The following is a 22,781-nucleotide window of genomic DNA, read 5'->3' on the forward strand; positions in this document are numbered from 1 at the left end:
CGAACCCCCGCCGATGGCGGGGGTTCGTGTTACTTGACCATGGGCACCACGCCAACCGATCAGGTTTCGCGGTTGCTCTCGGCCAGATCGACCAGCTCGCGCACAGCTACCGCAAAGAGCGGGAAGCCGCCATGGCTGCCACTGCCGACTTCCTCGAGCAAGCGGCACCAGCGCCGGTGCATGCCCTCGTGGAGCGAGAGCCACTGCTCCACCCGCTCCGCGGAGTCACTCGGTCCGTCCTCCATGCCCAGCACGCTGGTGGTCAGCGCCAGCTGCTGGCGATCGATGTCGTCACGGAAGGTCTCGCGTGCCTGAGCCTGCCAGCTGTCTCGCACCTTGAGCTCGGTGATCTGCTGGATCATCCACGGCAGCTCCAGGCGATCGCCGATTCCGTAGTACACCTCGGCCACGCGCTGGGGTTCCTCGTTGGTCTGGCGAGCCGTCTGGATGATGCCGAGAGCCGCATAGAGGCTCCCGGCGGCCGCCACGGTGGCGGCCAGCGACTCCGGCAGACCGGCCTCCGTGAGCTCGTTGCGACGGGCCTCCCAGGCGTCGTGCTCCTCGCCACGCAGGCGCTCGCCGATATTCTCTTGCAGTTCTGCAAGGCGTGGAGCGAAGAAATCGATGGCATCCCGGGTGCTCATGCCGGTGCGGTTTCGCAGGAACCAGCGGGTAGCACGGCGCAGCATACGCATCAGGTCGAGCATCACGCTGTACTGCACCGCACTCGGCACCTGGTTATCCAGCGCCTCGACCTGCTCCCAGAGGCGTGGCAACTGGAAGCTGTCACGCGCCACCACGTAGGCTCGGGCGATGGTGGCACGGTCGGCGCCGGTGGAATCGATCAGCCGGCGCACGAAGACGATGCCCATATGGTCGACCAGGTCGTTGGCCACCTGGGTGGCGACGATCTCGCGCTTCAGCCGGTGATCGTACATCTCCTCCTTGTAGCGCTCGACCAGCACCGCGGGGAAGATACGCTCGACGAACTTGACGATGATTGGGTCGTCGGGCACGTCCGAGGTGATCAGGTCGCCCTTGAGGGTGCTCTTGGCGTAGGAGATCAGCACCGAGAGCTCCGGCAACAGCATCCCCTGTTCGTTGGCGGCACGCTCCTTGAGCACCTCGTCATCGGGCAGGAACTCCAGTTCGCGGTCGATCTGGCCGACCGCCTCCAGTTCGCTGATGAAGCGCCGGAAGGGGCCGATGCCCTGACGAGAGAGAAGCTCGGCGAGATCCAGTGCCTGGGTCTGGCGATAGTTGTCCAGCAGCACGAGGTCTGAGACTTCGCCGGTCATGTCGGCAAGCAGCTTGTTACGCTGCTTTTCGGTCATGTCGCCACGCTTGACCACCTCGTCGATGAGGATCTTGATGTTGACCTCATGGTCTGAGCAGTTGACCCCGCCGGCGTTGTCGATGAAGTCGGTGGTGACGCGGACGCCCCGTGCGGCCGCTTCCATGCGCCCGCGCTGGGTGAAGCCGAGGTTGCCGCCCTCGCCGATAACACGACACTGCAGTTCGCGGCCATCGATCCGCAGGCTATCGTTGGCCTTGTCACCCACCTGGGCGTCAGTCTCCTCGCTGCTCTTCACGTAGGTGCCGATACCGCCGTTCCACAACAGGTCGACCCGTGACTTGAGCATGGCGCGGATCAGTTCGTTGGGAGAGAGCTTGTCCTCCTTGATATCGAACAGCGATTTCATCTGCTTGGAGATGGGGATGGTCTTGGCCGAGCGCTTGAACACTCCGCCACCCTCCGAGATCAGGCCGGTGTCGTAGTCCTCCCAGCTCGAGCGCGGCAGGTCGAACAGACGCTGGCGCTCGTCGAAGCTCGCCGCCACGTCCGGGGTCGGGTCGATGAAGATATGCAGGTGGTTGAAGGCCCCCACCAGGCGGATCTTGTCGGAGAGCAGCATGCCGTTGCCAAAGACGTCACCCGCCATATCACCGATACCGAGCACCGTGAACTCGTCCTGCTGGGTGTTCAGCCCCAGGCCGCGGAAGTGGCGCTTGACCGACTCCCAGGCCCCCTTGGCGGTGATACCCATCTTCTTGTGGTCGTAGCCATTGGCCCCGCCCGAGGCAAAGGCATCGCCCAGCCAGTGGCCGTACTCGAGAGAGATCTCGTTGGCGATGTCGGAAAAGGTCGCGGTGCCCTTGTCGGCGGCGACTACCAAATAGGCGTCGTCGTCGTCATGGCGCACCACATCCCGGGGTGGCACGATCTCGCCCCCCACACGGTTGTCGGTGACGTCGAGCAGGGCGCGGATGAAGATCTTGTAGCAGGCGATACCCTCCTGCTGAATGGCATCGCGGTCACCACCCTCGGGAAGGCGCTTGCACACGAAGCCACCCTTGGCACCCACCGGCACGATCACCGCGTTCTTGACCTGCTGCGCCTTGACCAGGCCGAGCACCTCGGTACGGAAGTCCTCGAAACGGTCGGACCAGCGCAACCCGCCTCGCGCAACCTTGCCACCGCGCAGATGCACCCCCTCTACTCGTGGTGAACAAACGAAGATCTCGTAGGCCGGCCGCGGCCTGGGCATGCCAGTGACACGGGAAGGCTGCAACTTGAAGGAGATGTAATCCTTGTGCCGACCATCAGCCCCCGGCTGGTAATAGTTGGTGCGCTGTGTCGCCTGGATCAGCTCCACGTAGCGGCGCAGCAACTGGTCATCATTGAGGCTGGCAACATCGTCGAGCAGCCGGATGATGCGCGCCGTACAGGCCTCGATCTCGCCTTCCGGCGGGCGTTCGGCGGGATCGAAGCGGAGTTCGAAGAGCGTCACCAGTTCGCGTGCGATTTCCGGATGGTTGACCAGGGTGGTGGCCATATAGTCCTGGGAGACGCCGAAGCGAATCTGCTTAAGGTAGCGGGCATAGCCACGCAGCATCGCCACCTCGCGCCAGTCCAGGTTGGCCCCGATGATCAGCCGATTGAAGGGGTCGTTGTCGGCTTCCCTGTTCCAGATGCGCTGAAAGGCCTCGACGAAGGGCCCACGCATCTCCTGCAGGTTGACCTCGGTGCTGGTGTGATGCTCCAGGTCGAAGTCATGGATCCAGTAGCTACCGTCGGTCGCCTGAAGCTCGTAGGGGCGCTCGCCGATTACCCGAAGCCCCAGGTTTTCCATCATCGGCAGCACGTCGGAGAGCGGGATGGGCTGGTCACGGTGGAACAGCTTGAGATTGACCCCGCTGCCCTCCTCCTCGACCAGGCGGTAAAGGGACAGCGACAACGGCCAGCCGTCATCCAGCTCGCTGATGTGTTGCAGGTCGTAGACCGCGGTACGTGCAGAGAAATCGTCGCGATAGCTGGCGGGAAAGGCATCGCGGAAGCGGTCCATCAGCAGGTTGGCCTGCTCCTCGCCGAATCCTTCGATGGCAGCGACCTGAAGGTCGTCACGCCAGTTGCGGGCCAGCGTCGCCAGCTTGGCTTCCAGACGTCGCAGGTCGTAGTCCGCCGGCTGATCCCCCTTGAAACGCAGGATGAACTGGATGCGGGCCAGCACCGATTCCGAGAGGTACGTATTGAAGTCACCGAAGTGAGCATCGAGCTCCTCGCACAGCATGTTCTGGATGCGCAGGCGCAGCTCGGTGGAGAAGACATCGCGTGGCACGAAGGCCAGGCAGGAGTAGAACTTGCCGGAGCGGTCCTCGCGGATGAACAGCCGCACCCGACGCCGCTCGCGCATGTCGAGGATACCCAGGGCCGTCTGAGTAAGTTCATCGGTATCGATCTGGAAGAGGTCGTCGCGGGGATAGACCTCGAGGATATGCAGCAAGTGCTTGCCGTTGTGGCCCTTGGGATTGAAGCCGGAGTTGTCCATCACCGTCTTGATCTTGCGGCGAAGGATCGGCACGTTGCGCGGCGACTCGTTGTAGACGGTGGCGGTGAATAGGCCGAGGAAGCGACGCTCACCGATCACCCGCCCCTGGTCGTCATAGCGGTCGATCGAGATGTAATCCGGATAGGTAGGGCGATGGATCCGCGCATGGTGGGCGCTCTTGGCAAACGACAACAACTCGGGCACCAGCACGTAGTGGTCACCCTCGACCCCCTGGTCGGTACGGATGCGCTCGCTATAGCGCGGCTGGTCGAGACGGAACACGCCCAGCACACTCTTGTCGACGCGATCCAGGCGCTGTCGTCCCCCGTCCTCGTGGACGACATATTCGTCATAACCGAGAAAGGTAAAGTTGTCATGGAGCAGCCATTCGACGAAGGCGATGGCTTCCTCGTGGTCCTCGGCATCGACCTGCTCCGGGCGTGAAGCCTTGAGCTCGGCAAGCGCTGCACGAGCCTCTTCACGCATCGGCTCGAAATCGGCCACCGCGATGCGCACGTCGCCCAGCACGTCTTGCAGGCTAGCCTCTATCTCCTCGAGCAGCGCCGAATCCGAGTGACGGTCGACCTCGATGACGATCAGCGACTCCCGGGCCTCAGGTGCATCGTCCTGATGGGTCGACGTGACCCGCTTGAGCCGGTGCTGACTGTCACGCTCCGTGGCCAGCACGGCATTGTGGATGGCATGAACCGTCATGCTACGCCGATTGAGCTCGATACGCACCGAGTCGACCAGGAAGGGCATGTCCTCATGTAGTACGGCGATGAAGGTGTGCGTGGACTGCCAGCCATGCTGCTCGAAGTCGGGGTTGAATACCCGCACCTTGGGGTCGGCGGGGTCGAATTGCTGCAGGAAGTGCCATACGGAGAGGGTGGCGCCATAGATGTCGTCGAGCCGGCGGTCGGCCAGATCATCGAGCGGTACCGTGGCATAGAAGTGGTGGGCGAAGGCACCGACCTGGGCGGCCTTGTCCTCGTCCAGACGGCTTTTCAGCCGCTCCTCGAGTTGCTTGAGCAGATCCTGACGAGTTTCCTCGTGTGCGACGTGTTGCATCCATCACCTCGGCTACCAGCGGCCGCCGCATGCGGCCGGGAGAACTTGACGTGGCGGCCTCCTGGCCGCATCGCCTTCCAGCTTACGTCACTTCCCGAGTCCACCCTAGCCCGATGCCCCTTTGCTCATGGAGCATGTCGGTTGCGCATCGCTGCTTGACATCGAGTCGGCCACGTCAGCCAGTGACGCGTCAGTCACGACGTTCCAGCAGGACCCCACATTCACAGTGGTGCGTCCAGGGAAACTGATCGAAGAGCGCGAAACGCCGGATGTGGTGGGTGCGGGTCAGCGTCTCGAGGTTGTCGGCCAGGGTCTCGGGGTTACATGAAATATAGACGATACGCGCGTAGTCGCTGAGTTGGCGACAACTCTCCTCATCGAGTCCCGCCCGAGGCGGGTCGACCAGCACCGTGGAGAAGGCGTAATCCTCGAGGGCCATCTCGGCTACCCGACGCCCGCCCTTCTCGCCCTTCAGGGCCTGGGAGAACTCCTCGGCGGACATGCGACCCACCTCGGCGTTGCCGATGCCGTTTGCCTCCAGGTTGACCCGGGCACTGGCTACCGAGGTCCGCGAGATCTCGGTGGCCAGCACTCTCCGGAAATTGCCGGCCAGCGCCACGGTGAAGTTACCGTTGCCGCAGTAGAGTTCCACCAGATCGCCGTCCTGGCTGCCTCGGGTGACGTCCCGGGCCCAGGCCAGCATCGAGCGACAGATCTCGGCATTGGGCTGGGTGAAGCTGTTCTCCACCTGCTGGTAGACCAGCGTCTCGCCATCCACCTGGAGGCGCTCCCATACGTGGTCACGCGACAGTACCAGGCGTTGCTTGCGGGCGCGGCCAATGACCATGATGCCCAGCGCCTGCTGCAGGGCGCGGGCTTCGGCCTCCCATACCTCGTCGAGCCGACGATGGTAGATCAGAGTGACCAGCGCCTCGCCTGAGAGAGTGGTGAGGAACTCCACCTGGAAGAGCCGGCGGCGCAGCAGATCGTTGTCGCGGATGGCATCGAGCAGACGCGGCATGAGCTCGTTGATCTGCCGGCTGGCCACCGGGTAGTTGTCCAGGCGGACCACCGTCTTGCGTTGCGGATTCTCGGGATCGACCTCGGACCCCTGCATTTCGAACATGGCATAGAAGAGATCATCCCCCTCATGCCAGAGGCGGAATTCGCAGCGCTGGCGGTAATGACTCGACGGCGAGGGAAATACCTCGAGCGCCGGCGGTACGAAGCGCGCGAAGTCACGAATGATGCGCTCGCGCTTGGCCTCGAGCTGCTGGTCATAGCGGGCGGGATCGACGACGGGAATGGCCACGGCGGCTCCTGTGATTGAAGATGGCAAGATTGAAAGGAGATAAAGGGGAGAAAGCGGCGATGCCAGGACTCGGGGTCGGCTCAGGCCGGATGCAGCAGCCTCGGGGAGGCAAAACCGAAGGTAGCCAGCCCCCTGCTCAGGCGCTTGTCGGGTGCGGTGACGAAACTCGGTTCGTCGCCCTGACGAGCGTCGGGAGCCGTCACTACCTGGGCTACTCTGCGGGCAATGGCCTCGCCGGAATCGATCCAGGTCACCCGCCGCGGCGCCGCATCAACCAGCCATGGACTCAGCAGCGGAAAGTGAGTACAGCCGAGCACCACGGTATCCAGTTCGGGATCGTCCCACAGCGGGGCGAGGGCCTGGCGTAGTATCGCCCGGTCGGGAAGCCCTCCGGCCACCAGGCGCTCCGCCTCGGCGACCAGGGCATCCGCAGCGAGGCGCGTCACCCAGCAGTCGGCGGCGAAATCGTGGATCAGTTGCAGGGTATAGGGACGCGACACGGTGGCACTAGTCGCCAGCAACCCGAGATGGCGCGTAAGGCTCATCTGGGCAGCCGGCTTGATGGCCGGCACGGTACCGACCACGGGGATTGCCAGACACTCGCGCAACGTATCCAGCACCAGGGTGCTGGCGGTGTTGCAGGCCACCACCAGAGCGCTGCAGCCGCTGGCCGCCACGGCGGCCTGGCAGACGGCCCGGATCCGCTGCACCAGCCAGGCATCCTCGCGCTGACCATAGGGCAGCATGGCGTTATCGCAGGCATAGGCCAAGGCGGCCTCGGGAAGGCGCCGGCGCAACGCCTGGACTACCGACAGCCCGCCGACACCGGAATCGAAGATCAGGATCGGACCCGCCATCAGCCTTTCTCCCGACACCGCAGGGACGGGTGACATGGGCAGGTGGATAGGGTGGGAAATCGGGACAGATGGCACATGACGAGGAGTTAGCCGCTCAGAAGGCCGGCCATTCTACCCTAGACCCGGGACCGAGCCGAAGCGCCACCCCGATATCGAAGGTGTTGCGGTCAGGTCAGCGGTTCGGGGGCATCACGCAGTTCGGCATAAAGCTCGGGGTAAGCTTCCTGCAGCCGTTCCATCTGAGCCTGGGCTCCCTCGGGCAGCGCTGCGGCGAGCGCGTCGAGGTCCTGATCGTTGAAGTTCTCACGGATCAGCGGGAACAGCAGCTCACGCTCGTCTCTCAGGTAGGCCCGGTGGGCTTCGAGATAGGCCTTGAGGTCTTCGGCAAAACGATCCATGGGCACCACGGCATCCATCAGGATCATGTCGAGGTCGTTGGACAGCTGCTTGAGCCGCGACTGCAGCGCACGATAATCCTTGGATAGGCGCTCCGTGACCTCGACACTCGAAGGATCCAGTTCCTTGAGGCGCTCGGTGCAAACCTTTTCAAGAGGCTGCGTGAAGCCTTCCTGATAGTCGAGAATGTAGTCGACGACTTCTCTAACCAGCTGGAAGTTGGGACGCTCGCCAGCGGCCAAGGACTTCTGCTTGAGCTGCAGGACGTGCAACATGCGCGCCATGTTGGCATGATCCTGGCGCAACTGTTTCAGCATGGGCATGACGGGAGTCTCCTCTGTTGCGATTTTTCAGCAGAAGGCTGTCTCATTAGTTTCGTTACGGCAAGTGGGGTTCAGCGAGGCGTGACATCTCAGGCAAGGCAGGCCTGTCTCAGGCTAGACTCTCGGGAAGAATTCCGCCTGTCACCCAAGGTCCTATTGCCTGCAGCGCCACAACCACTCTATCAGGCGTGAGCCAAGGAGTCAGAAATGGATCTCTTCCAGCGCAACACGCCCGATGATTCCGCCCCGCTCGCCTTCCGGATGCGCCCACGCCGGCTCGCGGACTATGTGGGGCAACAGGCGCTGGTCGGCCCTGGCAAGCCACTGGCGCGCATGGCCGAAAGCGGCGTGGTGCGCTCCATGATCCTCTGGGGACCCCCGGGGACCGGCAAGACGACTCTGGCCGAGATCCTCGCCGAGGTATCCGGTGCGCATCTGGAAAACCTTTCGGCGGTGATGGCCGGTGTAAAGGAAATCCGTGCCGCCGTCGATCGCGCCCGCGACATGCAGGCCCGCGAGCGTCCCACCCTGCTGTTCCTCGACGAGATCCACCGTCTCAACAAGAGCCAGCAGGACGCCCTGCTGCCCCACGTGGAATCGGGGCTGCTGACGCTGATCGGCGCCACGACGGAGAACCCCTCCTTCGAGGTCAATTCGGCGCTGCTTTCCCGGGCACGGGTGCACGTGCTCAAGTCGCTCTCCGAGGAAGAACTCGTGGAGGTAATGCGACGGGCACTGGCCGACGAGGCGCGTGGCCTGGGAGCTCGACATATCCGCGCCGACGAGGGGGTGCTGGAATTGCTGGCCCGGGCCGCCGCCGGCGATGCCCGCCGCGCCCTGGGCCTGCTGGAAACTGCCTGTGACTTTACCGTGGCCAAGGGCGATGGCGAGCGACTGCCTCGCCAGGCACTGGAAGACGTCATTGGCCACCAGGCCAGCGCCTTCGACAAGCAGGGCGACCACTTCTACGACCTGCTCTCGGCGATCCACAAGTCGGTACGCTCCTCGCGGACGGACGCCGCCCTCCTCTACATCGCCCGCTTCCTGCAGGGAGGTGGCGACCCGCTGGACGTGATCCGTCGCCTAGCGGCCATCGCCTCGGAAGACGTGGGCAATACCGACCCGCGCGCCCTGCCCCTGGTGATGGCCGCCTGGGACGCCTATCTGCGCCTGGGCGACTACGAGGGCCAGCGCGCTATCGCCCACGCCGCTATCCATCTCGCCGTGGCGCCCAAGAGCAACGCCATCGACCAGGCCTGGAAGCAGGCCAAGGCCTTCGTGGCGCAGCAGCCGCAGCTGGAGGTGCCGAGCTATCTGCGTAATGCGCCGACCAAGCTGATGGAATCCCTGGGACATGGCCAGGGCTATCGCTACGCGCACAAGGAACCTAACGCCTACCCGGCCGGAAGCGCCCATGACTGCTGGCCAACCGACATCCCCCGCCAGCGCTTCTACACGCCCACGGAATACGGCCAGGAGAAGCGCTACGGCCAGCTCATGGCCTGGCGGGAGCAGCTCGACAAGGAGGCGGACGACGCTGGCGCGTAGCGGCCAAGCGGCCAAGCGGCCAAGCGGCCAAGCGGCCAAGCGGCCAAGCGGCCAAGCAGGATAACCTAGCCCAAAAGAACGCCCACCGGACCTGAAATCCGACGGGGGGCACTCATTCATTGCCTCACCACCTGCCGCCCGCCTCCGAACAGCTTGGCAGCTCGGCGCTTTCAGCTTGGCGCTTCATTGCGTATCCCGGATCACGTCAGTGCCTTCGGGGATCTCGAAGTTGAAATGGCTGTCGTCTACCGGCTGGTTCATGCGCACATTGTCGAACTCGATGGCGGTTCGCTGGCCGGTGCTGTCGGTCATCTGCAGAAGGTTCAGCGCCTCTCCGCGAAAGGTCATCCGCAGCTCTTCGAATAGCGTATCGGGATCCTTGGGCACCAGGATGAAGGTCTCACTGCTGCCCTGCTGCCGACGAGTGACGTCATAGCTGCCGGTCAGTTCGTCGGCACTGCCCGACAGCAGCAGTGCCGGAGTATGGGTCACACGCTGATCCAGCGCCTGCACCGTGGCCTGCTCCAGATCCGGGTCGTAGAGGGTGACCTCCTCACCTGCGGAGACCACCAGTTGCTCGTAGGGGGCATTCACCTCCCAGCGGAACTTCCCGGGACGCGACAGCCACATGCGGCCGCTGGCCTCTTGCAGGCGCTGGCCGCTGCCGTCGAGGATCTGCTGCTCGAAGTCCGCCACATAGGTCTCGAGAGGCTCGAGAATATCCGCCAGGCGCTCGGCGCCCTCGCTGGCCAGGGCCGAAATCGGCATGGCGAGAGTCATGGTCAGCGCGGCGAGGGTCTTCTTTACTGTCATCATTTCTTTCTCCCTGTACGGGTCCATCATGGCATCCTGTCACTCGGACCCGGGGCACCCCGGCGGGTTGCATCCCGGCCGAGGCTTCCATCATTGCTGCAAGGTTGCAAGGCGTCAGTCCCCAACCGGCGGCGGGGCCAGCACCTCACGCGCGCCGTTGGTACCCATGGTGGAGACCACGCCGGCCATCTCCATGGACTCGACCAGCCGCGCGGCCCGGTTGTAGCCGATCTTGAAACGGCGCTGCACCGCCGAAATGGAGGCCCGACGACTCTCGGTAACGAAGGCCACCGCCTCGTCATAGAGGGCATCCTGTTCGGCGCCGTCGTCACCGCCGCCGTCGGCCTCCAGCCCGACCAGCGCCTCGGCGGAGACGCCGCCGGAGAGGATCTCGTCGATATACTCCGGCTCGCCGCGCCGCTTCCAATCCTCGACCACCCGATGCACCTCGTCGTCGTCGACGAAGGCACCATGGACGCGGGTCGGCATGCCGGAACCCGCGGGGAGATAGAGCATGTCGCCGTGGCCCAGCAGGTTCTCGGCCCCCCCCTGGTCGAGGATGGTACGCGAGTCGACCCTGGAGGAGACCTGGAAGGCCATACGGGTGGGAATATTGGCCTTGATCAGCCCGGTGACCACGTCCACGGAGGGACGCTGGGTGGCAAGTATCAAGTGGATGCCGGCGGCGCGGGCCTTCTGAGCTAGCCGTGCGATCAGTTCCTCGACCTTCTTGCCGACGATCATGAACATGTCGGCGAACTCGTCGATGACCACCACGATGTAGGGCAGCTTCTCTAGCACCGGCGGTGACTGGTGCATCTCCCAGGGCTGAGGCTCCCAGAGCGGGTCGGCCACCTGCGCGCCGGCCCGTTCGGCCTCGTCGAGCTTGCCGTTGAAGCCGGCGATATTGCGCACGCCCATGGCCGCCATCAGCTTGTAGCGACGCTCCATCTCGGCCACGCACCAGCGCAGCGCGTTAGCTGCCTCCTTCATGTCGGTGACGACCGGCGCCAGCAGGTGCGGAATGCCGTCGTAGACCGACAACTCCAGCATCTTGGGGTCGACCATGATCATGCGTAGCTCGTCGGGTGTCGCCTTGAGCAGCATGGAGATGAGCATGCCATTGACCCCCACTGACTTCCCCGAACCGGTGGTGCCAGCCACCAGCAGGTGAGGCATCTTGCCGAGGTTGGCCACCACCGGGCCGCCGCCGATGTCCTGGCCCAGCGCCAGGGTCAGCGCCGAGGCTTCCTGCTGGTAGCGGTCGGAGTCGATAACCTCGCGCAGGCGGATCATGGCGCGATGCGGATTGGGAATCTCGATACCCACGGTCGGCCGGCCGGGGATCACCTCGACCACCCGCACGCTCTTGACCATCAGCGAGCGCGCCAGGTCCTTGGCCAGGTTGCTGATCTTGGAGACCTTCACGCCAGCCGCCGGCTTGATCTCGAAGCGCGTGATTACCGGTCCCGGCCATGTGTCGACCACTTCGGCCTTGACACCGTATTCGCGCAGCCGCATCTCGAGCAGTTCGGCCATCTCGGCCAACTGTTGCTCTGAGTAGTTGCGCTGCTGGGGCTGCGGCGGCGTCAACAGGCGCAGGCTGGGCAGGTCGCCATCGGGCTCAGGCAGCCCGTCGAGCACCGGCCTCTGGTTCTGCAGGTGCTCGACGGTCCACAGTGCTGGCCCTTCCGGATCGTCAGCGGCCTCGCGAGCCTGCTCGGCACTCGCCACCTGCGGCGCTGGCTCTAGTGCTGGCTCTGGCGTGGGCTCCGGCGGCGCAACACCCGCGTCGCGCCGGCTGGTCGACTCCTCCTCGACATTCATGAAGTCTTCGCTTGCCGGCCGCGGCGCCCCCGATGGGGTGCTGGTGGGCGGCGCGGCATCGAGTTCCTCGTCGACCTTCTCGCCGGACTCCTCCCCGGCCCTGGCGGGAGCGTCTACATGCCCCTGGAAGTGATCTTCATCACGATCAGCCCGCAGGGCAGGGCCATGCCAGGCCGGCATTTCCTCATCGTCGTCCGGCAGCACAGGCTCGGGCACCGTCTCCGGGACCCGGCGTGCGCTCTCCCCGTTGACCTCCCCAGCGCCAGTGTTCGATGTCTCGCCAGGCACAGGAGGCGCATCAGCGGCGCGGTCAGTTGCCAGCGTGGGCTCCACGGCCTTACGCGAAGCCCGGGCAGTGTAGGCCGCCTCGGGCTTCTTGGCCGACGGCGTACGCTCGGGCACTTCCCAGGGAATGTCGGTCGCGCCGTCGTTGCCGAAACCGGGTTCGCGACGGGAGACCCCGTCGGTGGCCGGTACCGGCTCGGGCTCGCGACGACGGCCGCTCCCCAGACGCTGCCACCAACGCGGGCGTTGGTCCGACTCGAGCAAGGCCTCGTCAGCGTCTTGCTCATCGGCATCAACAATCGCGGGCTCGCTCTCCTCCCGGGCCCGGTCTCGCCGCTCGGCGCGGCGTTCGCGCACCAAACCGAAACGATCGGCCACCCAGCGCCACAGCACCAGGGTGCGATGACCCAATTCATCCATCACCGTGAGCCAGGAGAGCCCGGTAAAAAGGGGAAAGCCACAGAGCATGGCAGCCACGGCCAGCAGGCCGGTGCCGCCCGATCCCACCAGGGGTAGCAAGGCCCCGACCAGCCCCTCGCCAAGAATACCCCCGGTGGAGTAAGGCAAGAAGCCATCGGGACGGTAGAAGTGCAGCGCCCCGAGGGTAGTGGAGCCCAGCAGCAGCAACACCAGTCCGCCGCAGCGCACTGCCAGGGCAGTGGCATCCCATTCGAAGCGCACTTGCCGCGAGCGGATCAGCCACCAGGCGGCGAATCCCAGCATGCCGGGCCACCACAGGGCACTGACCCCGAACAGCGAGTAGAGCACATCGGCCAGCCAGGCCCCGATCGGCCCCATCCAGTTGGCAACTTCAGTTTCGGGGCCGCTGCGCGACCAACCGGGGTCCTGCGCATGGAAGCTGTAAAGTGCCAGCAGCAGGAACACACAGGCAGCCAGCAGCAGGATCACCACGCCTTCACGAGCCGACCCCTGCAACCGCAGCCCGAAGCGCTTCGCCGTTTCCCTGGCATTCGCCGCCGTCACCCGACGTGACGAGGTCCTCTTCTTGACACTCAAGCGGCCATCCCCCTTGCGCCACCATGGCGTCTTCCGGATTTCATTGCGCTCAATCATACCGAGCAAGGGCTCGGCATCACAGGGGCCTGCCTTGAGCCCTATCCCGACGCGCGGCAGACTGAGCAGGTCGTCAACGAGGAAGACGCTATTCATGCTCCCCTGGCTACCAGATAAACCCGTGGACTTCCCGCCCGTCGCGTCTGCCCTGTGCGACCCCGACGGCCTGCTAGCCGTCGGCGGGGCCCTGACCCCGGAATGGTTGCTGGCTGCCTACCGCCGCGGCATCTTTCCCTGGTTCAGCGATGACCAGCCGATCTTGTGGTGGAGCCCTGACCCGCGCATGGTGCTGTTCCCGGACGAGATTCGGGTGCGGCGCAGCCTCGCCAAACGACTGCGCAACGCCGGTTTCCGGGTCACCGCCAATACAGCCTTCGAACGCGTGATGGCAGAATGTGCGGCGCCACGCGACGGAGAACCCGGCACCTGGATCACCGAGGAGATGCGTGAGGCCTATGGGCGCCTGCATCGTCTCGGCGCGGCCCACTCGGTGGAGGTGTGGCGAGCCGGCGAGCTGGTAGGCGGCCTCTACGGGCTGGCCATGGGGCCGGTGTTCTTCGGCGAATCGATGTTCTCCCGTCAGGCGGACGCTTCGAAGGTGGCCTTGGTGCAGCTTGCCCGAGCCATGGCCGCCGGCGGTGGCCGGCTGATCGATTGCCAGATGCATACTGAGCACCTGGCCAGCCTGGGGGCCCGGGACATCGCCCGGACCGAGTTCATCGGCTATCTTGAACAGTGGCTGGGAAATGCCGGCAGTGGCCACCGAGAGGCGGTCAACGGCATGCTGGCACCGACCTGGTCCTTCGGGGCAATCGACACCCTTGCATGACGAGTCCAACCGATTCAGAGGAGATGGCAGCCTTGAGCAGCAATGCCCCCCGGCAGCCGGTCAGGGACCTGCGCTTCTTCCTGACCGTACCCCATGCCTGCAGCTATCTGGAAGGCCGCGAGGCGACCACCCTGTTCCTCGACCCCCAGGAGTCACCGGGTCAAGGGGTCTACGACGCACTGGCTCTGCTCGGCTTCCGCCGCAGCGGCCGCCATCTCTATCGCCCCCACTGCGACGCCTGCAACGCCTGCATCTCGGTACGTATCCCCGTGGCCGAATTCTCGCCGAATCGTACCCAGCGCAAGCTGATCCATCGCAATGCCGACCTGACGCAGCATGTGCGTCCCGCCCTCTTCGATGCCGAGCACTATGCACTGTATGCCCGCTATGTCCGGACCCGCCACGCCGACGGCGACATGTACCCGCCCAGTCACGAGCAGTACCGAACCTTCCTGACACTCGATCAGGCCTACGCCCGGCTGCTGGAATTACGACTCGACGGCCGGCTGGTAGCCGTATCGGCCTTCGACCAGCTCGAGCACGGCCTCTCGGCCATCTACACCTTCTTCGATCCGACGCCAGAACTTGATCGTCGCTCGCTCGGCACCTTCGCGGTGCTCTCGCTGATCCAGCGGGCCTTGGACCAGGGCCTGCCGCATGTCTATCTGGGCTACTGGATCCGCGAGTGCCGCAAGATGAACTACAAGCAATCCTTCCGGCCGCTGGAGATGCTCGACGGCCGCCACTGGCGACGCATGATTGCCCTCTAGGGGCGTCGGAGAGCGGCTTTCTTTGCCTTGGCGAGCGGCATGCGGCACAATATCGCGCTATCTTGTGGGCACGGACGGCGAAGCCGCGAGACCGTGCCGCTTTCTTTCGTCATCATCCGCGAGGAACCGCCTATATGGCACGTGAAGACCATATCGAAATGGAAGGCGTCGTCGTCGATACCCTTCCCAACACCATGTTCCGCGTCGAGTTGGAAAACGGCCACGTGGTCACAGCCCACATTTCCGGCAAGATGCGCAAGCACTACATCCGCATCCTCACCGGTGACAAGGTCAAGGTCGAGCTGACCCCTTACGACCTGTCCAAGGGCCGCATCGTCTACCGCGCTCGCTGAGCGCCGGCCAGACAAGCCGCAACGCCCGATACTCCGTTCGAGCGCCGGCCGTTTCCCCCCGCTGTCACGCCTGAACGAACAACGCCCCGTCCGTAGACAGGGCGCTGTGCGATGGTGGCCGCCTGAACCTCTCGCGCTTTCCCCTTCTCAGGGCGCGTCGGCCAGCTCCGACTCCGTGGAGAGCTGGAGCTCGCCCTCCTCCACACTGACGTGTACCACGCCCCCGTGCTCGGACAGTTCGCCAAACAGGATCAGCTCGGCCAGCGGCTTCTTGAGCTTCTCCTGGATCAAGCGAGCCATCGGACGGGCACCCATGTCAGGGTCATAGCCCTTCTCGGCCAGCCACTCCCGGGCGGCCTCGTCCACGTCGAGCTGGACCCGCTTCTCATCAAGCTGCGCCTGCAGCTCGACCAGGAACTTGTCCACGACGTTGCGCACTACCGAAGTCGGCAGGGCATGGAACTGGATGATGCCGTCCAGGCGGTTGCGGAACTCCGGCGAGAAGGTCTTGCGGATCACCTCCATGGCGTCCGTGGAGTGGTCCTGGGTCTGGAAACCGATGGAGCGCCGCGTGGCCTGCTCGACCCCGGCGTTGGAGGTCATGATCAGGATCACGTGGCGGAAGTCCGCCTCGCGGCCATTGTTATCGGTCAGGCGGCCATGATCCATCACCTGCAGCAGCAGGTTGAAGACCTCGGGATGCGCCTTCTCGATCTCGTCGAGCAGCAGCACGCAGTGGGGCTGCTTGGTGATCGCCTCGGTCAGCAGGCCTCCCTGGTCATAGCCGACGTAGCCCGGAGGCGCGCCGATCAGACGTGATACCGTGTGGCGCTCCATGTACTCGGACATGTCGAAGCGCACCAGCTCGATACCCATGATATGGGAGAGCTGCCGAGCCACCTCGGTCTTGCCCACCCCGGTCGGTCCAGCGAACAGGAAGCTGCCCACTGGCTTGTCCGGCGACTTGAGCCCGGCCCGGGAAAGCTTGATCGCCGCCGACAGGCTGTCGATGGCCTCGTCCTGGCCGAACACCAGCATCTTCAGGTCGCGATCGATGTTAGCCAGCAGCTTGCGGTCGGAGCTCGAAACGCTCTTCGGCGGGATCCGTGCGATCGAAGCCACCACTGCCTCGACCTGGTCGACATCGATGGTATCGACACGCACCTCCGGTGGCAGCAGCCGCTGATGGGCCCCCGCCTCGTCGATCACATCGATGGCCTTGTCGGGCAGATGGCGATCGTTGATGTAGCGATCCGACAGCCGGGCCGCACTCTCCAGAGCCGCATCTGTGTACTTCAACTGATGGTGCTCCTCGAAGCGCGAACGCAAGCCCTTGAGGATACGAGTGGTGTCCTCAACCGAGGGCGCCATGACGTCGACCTTCTGGAAACGGCGCGCCAGGGCACGATCCTTCTCGAAGATACCGCGGTACTCCTGGAAGGTGGTGGAGCCGATGCAACGCAGCTCACCGGAGGAGAGCAACGGCTTGAGCAGGTTGGAAGCATCCATTACCCCGCCGGAGGCGGCACCGGCACCGATCACGGTATGGACCTCGTCGATGAACAGGATAGCGTTGGATTGCTTGCGCAGTTCGGCCAGCAGGTTCTTGAGGCGCTTCTCGAAATCGCCACGATACTTGGTACCGGCCAGCAGGGCGCCCATGTCCAGGGAGTAGACCACCGCATCGCTGATGACCTCGGGCACGTCCTCCTCGACGATGCGCTTGGCCAGTCCCTCGGCGATGGCGGTCTTGCCCACGCCGGCCTCGCCGACCAGCAGCGGGTTGTTCTTGCGTCGACGAGCCAGGATCTGCACCACCCGCTCAAGCTCGTGATCGCGGCCGATCAGCGGATCGATCTTGCCCAGCCGTGCCTGCTCGTTGAGGTTTGTGGCATAACTGGTGAGCGGGTTGGAACCGGATTCGGCAGCGCCGTCCTCGGCCTCCTCGGCCTCCGGCGAGGGAGATGACTGGCTCTGGCCGTGACCGGCCACCTTGGAGATGCCGTGGGCAATGTAGTTGACGGCATCGACCCGAGCGACGTTCTGCTGCTTGAGGAAATAGACCGCCTGGCTCTCCTGTTCGGAGAAGATCGCCACCAGCACGTTGGCGCCGGTGACCTCACTCTTGCCGGAGGACTGGACGTGAAAGACAGCACGCTGAAGCACGCGCTGGAATCCCAATGTAGGCTGTGTCTCCCGATCCGATTGGTCCTCGGGGATCAGCGGCGTGGTGGAATTGATGAAATCCTGCAGGTCGGAACGCAGCTTGTCGAGGTTAGCCCCACAGGCACGCAACACATCTGCCGCCGACGCGTTGTCGAGCAGCGCCAGCAGCAGGTGCTCCACGGTCATGAACTCGTGGCGCTTGGAGCGGGCCACGGTGAAGGCCGTGTTCAGGGTCAGTTCAAGTTCTTTACTCAGCATGGCAGTCCCCTTCTCGCCGCCCAGGGCTTAGCGTCGGATCATTCATGGTCCGGCATCATCAACATCGGGTACAAACGGCGCCGTTGCAAGTCTCCCTTCAACGCAGGACCGTCGCTGTCCCTTCTCGACCATGCCGCTCAGTCCGCCGCCTCGATGTCGCACAACAGCGGATGCTGACACTCTCTCGCATATTGATTGACTTGATGGCTTTTGGTTTCCGCAATATCGCGGGTGAAGACACCACAGGTGGCCTTGCCCCGGGTGTGCACGGTCAGCATCACCTGTACCGCGGTCTCGCTGTCCATGTGGAAGAAGGTCTGCAGCACCTCGACCACGAATTCCATGGGAGTGAAGTCATCGTTGTGCAGCACCACCTTGTACATGGAAGGACGTGCCACTTCCGGGTCGGCATGCTGCACCGCCAGGTCGTCGTCATCCTCCTCGGGGCCCGGCGGCCGGGTCATGCCCCCCAGCGGGGACACCGTGGCCACTTGCCGTGCCACCTCATCGTCTCTACTGAACATAAGGGCCACTATCCATCTCGACAAGCCGGATGCCGTCGATCATCTCAACCGTGATTGGACGCCACCGCACCGGCAGGGTTCACTGTCTCTGTTCGATACCAGTATGCCGCAACGCAAAGGGCCCCCGTCCGCCGGGTGGCGGACGGGGGCCCCGGTCCAGCGACGCGATTTACATGTTGTCGGCGACGGCCTGACCGAACTCGGAGCACTTGAGAAGCTTGGCATCGTCCATCAGGCGATGGAAGTCATAGGTGACCTCGCCCTTGGAGATGGCTTTCTCCATGCCCTTGAGCACCAGGTCGGCTGCCTCGACCCAGCCCATGTGACGCAGCATCATCTCCGCGGAGAGGATCAGCGAGCCCGGGTTGACCTTGTCCTGGCCGGCGTACTTCGGCGCCGTGCCATGGGTGGCTTCGAACATGCCCACGGCATCGGAGAGGTTGGCACCCGGCGCAATGCCGATACCCCCTACCTCGGCCGCCAGGGCGTCGGAGAGGTAGTCACCGTTGAGGTTCAGGGTAGCAATGACGTCGTACTCGGCCGGACGCAGCAGGATCTGTTGCAGCATGGCGTCGGCGATGACGTCCTTGATGACGATTTCCTTGCCGGTATTGGGGTTCTTCATGGTCATCCAGGGGCCGCCGTCGAGCAGCTCGGCACCGAACTCCTCCTTGGCGAGCTCATAGCCCCAGTCCTTGAAGGCCCCCTCGGTGAACTTCATGATGTTGCCCTTGTGCACCAGGGTCAGCGACTCGCGGTCGTTGTCGATGGTGTACTGCAGGGCCTGGCGTACCAGACGCTTGGTGCCCTCGATGGAAACCGGCTTGACGCCGATGCCGCAGTTCTCCGGGAAGCGGATGTTCTGGACACCCATCTCCTCGCGCAGGAACTTGATGACCTTGTCGGCCTCCGGGGTACCGGCCTTCCACTCGATACCGGCGTAGATGTCCTCGGAGTTCTCGCGGAAGATGACCATGTCCACGTCGGCAGGCTTCTTGACCGGGCTCGGCACGCCCTCGAACCAGCGAACCGGACGCAGGCAGACATAGAGGTCGAGCTTCTGGCGCAGGGCGACGTTCAGGGAGCGGATGCCACCGCCCACCGGCGTGGTCAGCGGTCCCTTGATGGAGACCACATAGTCCTTGACCGCCTCCAGAGTCTCTTCAGGTAGCCAGGTGTCGGCATCATAGACCTGGGTGGCCTTCTCGCCTGCGTAGACTTCCATCCAGTGGATCTTGCGCTCGCCGTTGTAGGCCTTCTGTACGGCAGAATCGATGGCGATCTTCATCGCCGGCGTCACATCGACACCGATACCGTCACCCTCGATGAACGGGATGACCGGCTCATTCGGCACGTTCAGGCTGTTGTCGGCGTTGACGGTGATCTTCTGGCCGCCCTCGGGCAGGACGATTTTCTGAAACCCCATTGAGAACTCCCTTGTCTGGTCTGTTCAGTGCAGCGCAGAGTATAGCATTCACCCGCCGGAACGGAGTAGGCTTGAGGTCAGATTTGTCGACAATCCATGGTAGCAAGACCTTGGTCGAATGAGCGCCCTTTACCTGTTGCACAAGCCTTATCGCATGCTCTCCCAGTTCACCGACCGGCAGACCCCGGACGGAGAGCGTCGCGCGACCCTGGCCGACATCATCGATGTGCCCGGCATCTACCCGGCGGGTCGGCTCGATCATGACTCCGAGGGGCTGCTACTGCTCAGTGACGACGGTGTGTTGATCCACCGCATCAGCGACCCCCGCCACAAGCAGCCCAAGACCTACCGGGCGCAAGTAGAGGGCGAACCCGATAACGCCGCCCTGCAGGCGCTGCGTGAGGGCGTCACGCTGAAGGACGGCAAGACCCGCCCCGCAAAGGTACAACGCCTGACATCCAGCGACCTGCCTGAACGCGACCCGCCATTGGACACGAAACGCCATCCGCTCACCACTTGGCTGGAGCTGACCATCACCGAGGGGCGCAATCGCCAGGTCCGCCGCATGACCGCCCATGTCGGCCACCCTACCCTGAGGCTGGTCCGAGTAGCCATCGGTCCCTGGCGCCTGGATGGCCTTGCCCCCGGGCAGTGGCGGCGGGAAACCCTTCACGCCCCGCGCCAGCCGCCAGCAGGCGCGCGCCGGGGCCAAGCAAGAGGAGGCCGCCGATGAGCCGCTGGCAGCCCTATATCAGCGTGGCCACTGTGGTGGAACGGGCCGGGCGCTTCCTGATGGTGGAAGAGGACGGTGGCGGGGCCGAGACCCTCTTCAACCAGCCCGCCGGCCATCTGGAGCCCGGCGAACGTATCAAGGAGGCCGCCTTAAGGGAATTGCGCGAGGAAACCGCCTGGCAGGTCGGCATCACCGACTACCTAGGCATGTACGTCTACCGCACACCGGATGGACTGACCTTCCATAGCCACGGCTTCTTCGGCATGGCACTGGCCCATCTCGGCAATGACTTGGACCCGGCTATCCTCGCCGCGCACTGGCTGACCCTGGAGGAGCTCGAGGCGCTGGACCGGGCAGACCGCCTGCGCAGCCCCTTGGTGCTGCGGCGCGTCCGCGACGCCCTGGCAAGCCGCTTCTACCCCATGGACGTGATTCACGAGCGCTGAGCGGCCAAGCGGAGGTTCAAGTAGAAAGTAAAAAGTAACGAGCCCCCTTGCTTCTTGGAACTTGGCGGCTCGGCGCTCGGCGCTCGGCGCTCGGCGCTGACATCGTGTATAATCCCCGCCCATTTGAGCCACACCCGATTCGAGAGCGCCCATGACCGCCACCCCAGGCAAGGTGATCGTCGGCATGTCCGGCGGCGTCGACTCCTCCGTGTCCGCCCTGCTGCTGCTGGAACAGGGCTACGACGTCGAAGGCCTGTTCATGAAGAACTGGGACGAGGACGACGGCACCGAGTACTGCACCGCCAAGGCCGACCTGGCCGACGCCCAGGCCGTGTGCGAGAAACTCGGCATCAAGCTGCACACCGCCAACTTCGCCGCCGAGTACTGGGACAACGTCTTCGAACACTTTCTCGCCGAGTACCAGGCGGGGCGCACGCCGAACCCGGATATCCTCTGCAACCGCGAGATCAAGTTCAAGGTGTTCCTGGAGTACGCCGAGATGCTGGGTGCCGAGAAGATCGGCACCGGCCACTATGTTCGTCAAGGCATCCGTGACGGCCGGCCGCGACTGCTCAAGGGGCTCGATCCCAACAAGGACCAGAGCTACTTCCTGCACGCCGTCCCCGAAGCGGCCATTGCCAGTACCCTCTTCCCGGTAGGCGAGCTCGAGAAACCCGAGGTGCGCACAATCGCCGAGCGCCATGACCTGGTCACCGCGCGCAAGAAGGACTCGACGGGCATCTGCTTCATCGGCGAGCGCCGCTTCCGTGACTTCCTCAAACAGTACCTGCCCGCCCAGCCCGGCGTGATCGAGACTCCCGAGGGCGAAGTGATCGGCGAGCACATGGGGCTGATGTACTACACCCTCGGCCAGCGTCAGGGCCTGGGCATCGGCGGGCTCGCCGACCATCCGGATGCCCCCTGGTACGTCGCCGCCAAGAACCTCGAGCGCAACGTGCTCATCGCCGTGCAGGGCAAGCACCACCCCCTGCTCTATACCGATAGTCTGGCCACCGAGGCCATGGATTGGGTGGCCGGCACGCCACCGGCCGCCGCAGGCCGCTACACCGCCAAGACCCGCTACCGCCAGGCCGACGTGCCCTGCCGAATGCATGTCATCGCCGACGGCGGGGTGGAGGTGCGCTTCGATGAGGCTCAGCGCGCCGTCACCCCCGGCCAGTCGCTGGTCCTCTACGATGGCGAGATCTGTCTCGGCGGCGGCGTGATTCGCGAGACCTGGAATGCCATGGAGCCTGCCATATGACCGCCTCAACCCCGATCCACCGCGCCCCGGACACCCCAACGGCCCGCCAGGCCCTGGCTCTCGCCGGGGTCTTCCAGGCCGCCAGCCTGGTCGATGAGCTCGCCCGCACCGGCCAGGTCGAGTCGCGCGCCTGGGAGACCCTGATCCGCGCCACCCTGGATACCAACCCCGAGAGCTTCGAGGCGATTTACGGCGGCCATCCCAACAACCTGCGCCGCGGCCTGGAGGTGCTCGAGGGCGTTGTCGGCCGAAAGCAGGCCAACCCCGTGGTGCTGCGCTACGGCTTCTCGCTGCTGATGCTGATGAGCAAGCTGCGCGGCAACGATGCCATGATGGATGAGCTCGGCACACGCCTGACCCGTATCCAGGGCCAGGCCGAACACTTCGGCGAGACCCACGAGAACGTCATCGCCAGCCTCGGCGAGGCCTATCAGGAAACCCTCTCGACCCTCAAGACCCGCATCGTCGTCCAGGGCGACCCGTCACTGCTGCAGAGTCGCATGATGCCCGAGCGGGTCCGCGCCATCCTGCTCGCCGGCATCCGTTTCGCCCTGCTCTGGCACCAGCAGGGTGGCCGACGCTGGAAACTGGTCTTCCAGCGCGGCGCCCTGAAGAAGAGCCTGGACCAGTTAGGCTGAGCCCCTCCACCTCCCTTGACCGGAACCCGACAATGCAA

17 protein-coding genes are annotated in these 22,781 nt (G+C 64.4%); 8 read left to right on the forward strand and 9 right to left on the reverse strand.

Translation table 11 applies throughout. The annotated features are described in order from the left end of the window. Positions 1-59: 59 nt before the first annotated feature. From BMY30_RS05655 to BMY30_RS05670, 4 genes are all read right to left on the reverse strand, one after another. Complete coding sequence (locus BMY30_RS05655; RefSeq protein ID WP_089711465.1) at positions 60-4,901, reverse strand: NAD-glutamate dehydrogenase; 4,842 nt, start codon at positions 4,899-4,901, stop codon at positions 60-62. Positions 4,902-5,091: 190 nt separating this feature from the next. Then, positions 5,092-6,213: a tRNA (uridine(54)-C5)-methyltransferase TrmA gene (gene trmA, locus BMY30_RS05660; protein WP_089711466.1), complete on the reverse strand. Its 1,122-nt coding sequence runs from the start codon at positions 6,211-6,213 to the stop codon at positions 5,092-5,094. An 80-nt stretch (positions 6,214-6,293) separates the two neighbouring features. Further along, entirely contained in the window at positions 6,294-7,070 is a 777-nt protein-coding gene (gene murI, locus BMY30_RS05665; RefSeq protein ID WP_089711468.1) for a glutamate racemase, read from the reverse strand. Between the two features lie 167 nt (positions 7,071-7,237). Beyond that, on the reverse strand, positions 7,238-7,783 hold the full coding sequence (locus BMY30_RS05670) for a hemerythrin domain-containing protein (protein ID WP_089711578.1): 546 nt from the start codon (positions 7,781-7,783) through the stop codon (positions 7,238-7,240). Between the two features lie 213 nt (positions 7,784-7,996). Between BMY30_RS05670 and BMY30_RS05675 the strand changes: the two genes are divergently transcribed. Continuing rightward, positions 7,997-9,337 (forward strand): replication-associated recombination protein A, encoded by a 1,341-nt coding sequence (locus BMY30_RS05675; protein WP_089711470.1) that lies wholly within the window; start codon positions 7,997-7,999, stop codon positions 9,335-9,337. A gap of 183 nt (positions 9,338-9,520) precedes the next feature. Here the strand turns inward: BMY30_RS05675 and lolA are convergent, their stop codons facing one another. Beyond that, positions 9,521-10,150, reverse strand: coding sequence for an outer membrane lipoprotein periplasmic chaperone LolA (gene lolA, locus BMY30_RS05680; protein ID WP_089711580.1), 630 nt, complete (start codon positions 10,148-10,150; stop codon positions 9,521-9,523). A 114-nt stretch (positions 10,151-10,264) separates the two neighbouring features. Further along, positions 10,265-13,279 (reverse strand): DNA translocase FtsK, encoded by a 3,015-nt coding sequence (locus BMY30_RS05685; protein WP_244516129.1) that lies wholly within the window; start codon positions 13,277-13,279, stop codon positions 10,265-10,267. Between the two features lie 151 nt (positions 13,280-13,430). Between BMY30_RS05685 and aat the strand changes: the two genes are divergently transcribed. The 3 genes from aat to infA all read left to right on the forward strand — a co-directional run bounded on the left by aat (position 13,431) and on the right by infA (position 15,288). Then, positions 13,431-14,165, forward strand: a complete 735-nt coding sequence (gene aat, locus BMY30_RS05690; RefSeq protein WP_089711472.1) for a leucyl/phenylalanyl-tRNA--protein transferase — start codon at positions 13,431-13,433, stop codon at positions 14,163-14,165. A gap of 32 nt (positions 14,166-14,197) precedes the next feature. After that, positions 14,198-14,935 (forward strand): arginyltransferase, encoded by a 738-nt coding sequence (locus BMY30_RS05695; RefSeq protein WP_089711583.1) that lies wholly within the window; start codon positions 14,198-14,200, stop codon positions 14,933-14,935. Between the two features lie 134 nt (positions 14,936-15,069). Then, a complete protein-coding gene (gene infA / locus BMY30_RS05700; protein ID WP_040185975.1) occupies positions 15,070-15,288 on the forward strand; it encodes a translation initiation factor IF-1 in 219 nt (72 codons plus the stop codon). Positions 15,289-15,435: 147 nt separating this feature from the next. On the opposite strand, the gene clpA is transcribed toward infA, so the two are convergent. From clpA to icd, 3 genes are all read right to left on the reverse strand, one after another. Continuing rightward, positions 15,436-17,712 (reverse strand): ATP-dependent Clp protease ATP-binding subunit ClpA, encoded by a 2,277-nt coding sequence (gene clpA / locus BMY30_RS05705; RefSeq protein WP_089711474.1) that lies wholly within the window; start codon positions 17,710-17,712, stop codon positions 15,436-15,438. Positions 17,713-17,849: 137 nt separating this feature from the next. Next, positions 17,850-18,176 carry an ATP-dependent Clp protease adapter ClpS gene (clpS, locus tag BMY30_RS05710; RefSeq protein ID WP_089711585.1) on the reverse strand — a complete coding sequence of 109 codons (327 nt, stop codon included), beginning with the start codon at positions 18,174-18,176 and terminating at the stop codon, positions 17,850-17,852. Between the two features lie 229 nt (positions 18,177-18,405). Then, complete coding sequence (gene icd / locus BMY30_RS05715) at positions 18,406-19,662, reverse strand: NADP-dependent isocitrate dehydrogenase (protein ID WP_089711476.1); 1,257 nt, start codon at positions 19,660-19,662, stop codon at positions 18,406-18,408. A gap of 118 nt (positions 19,663-19,780) precedes the next feature. Here icd and BMY30_RS05720 point away from each other — a divergent pair, with 118 nt between their 5' ends. From BMY30_RS05720 to hflD, 4 genes are all read left to right on the forward strand, one after another. Beyond that, positions 19,781-20,395 (forward strand): pseudouridine synthase, encoded by a 615-nt coding sequence (locus BMY30_RS05720; protein WP_089711478.1) that lies wholly within the window; start codon positions 19,781-19,783, stop codon positions 20,393-20,395. Continuing rightward, a complete protein-coding gene (locus BMY30_RS05725; protein ID WP_089711480.1) occupies positions 20,392-20,841 on the forward strand; it encodes an NUDIX domain-containing protein in 450 nt (149 codons plus the stop codon). The genes BMY30_RS05720 and BMY30_RS05725 overlap by 4 nt, the downstream gene beginning before the upstream one ends. Before the next feature lie 151 nt (positions 20,842-20,992). After that, positions 20,993-22,105, forward strand: coding sequence for a tRNA 2-thiouridine(34) synthase MnmA (mnmA, locus tag BMY30_RS05730; protein ID WP_089711482.1), 1,113 nt, complete (start codon positions 20,993-20,995; stop codon positions 22,103-22,105). Next, a complete protein-coding gene (gene hflD / locus BMY30_RS05735; RefSeq protein WP_089711485.1) occupies positions 22,102-22,743 on the forward strand; it encodes a high frequency lysogenization protein HflD in 642 nt (213 codons plus the stop codon). Before mnmA ends, hflD begins: the two co-directional genes overlap by 4 nt. The last annotated feature ends 38 nt before the right edge of the window (positions 22,744-22,781 follow it).

It is taken from the genome of Halomonas daqiaonensis, from assembly GCF_900109725.1.
In the GTDB taxonomy this organism is placed as follows: domain Bacteria; phylum Pseudomonadota; class Gammaproteobacteria; order Pseudomonadales; family Halomonadaceae; genus Halomonas; species Halomonas daqiaonensis.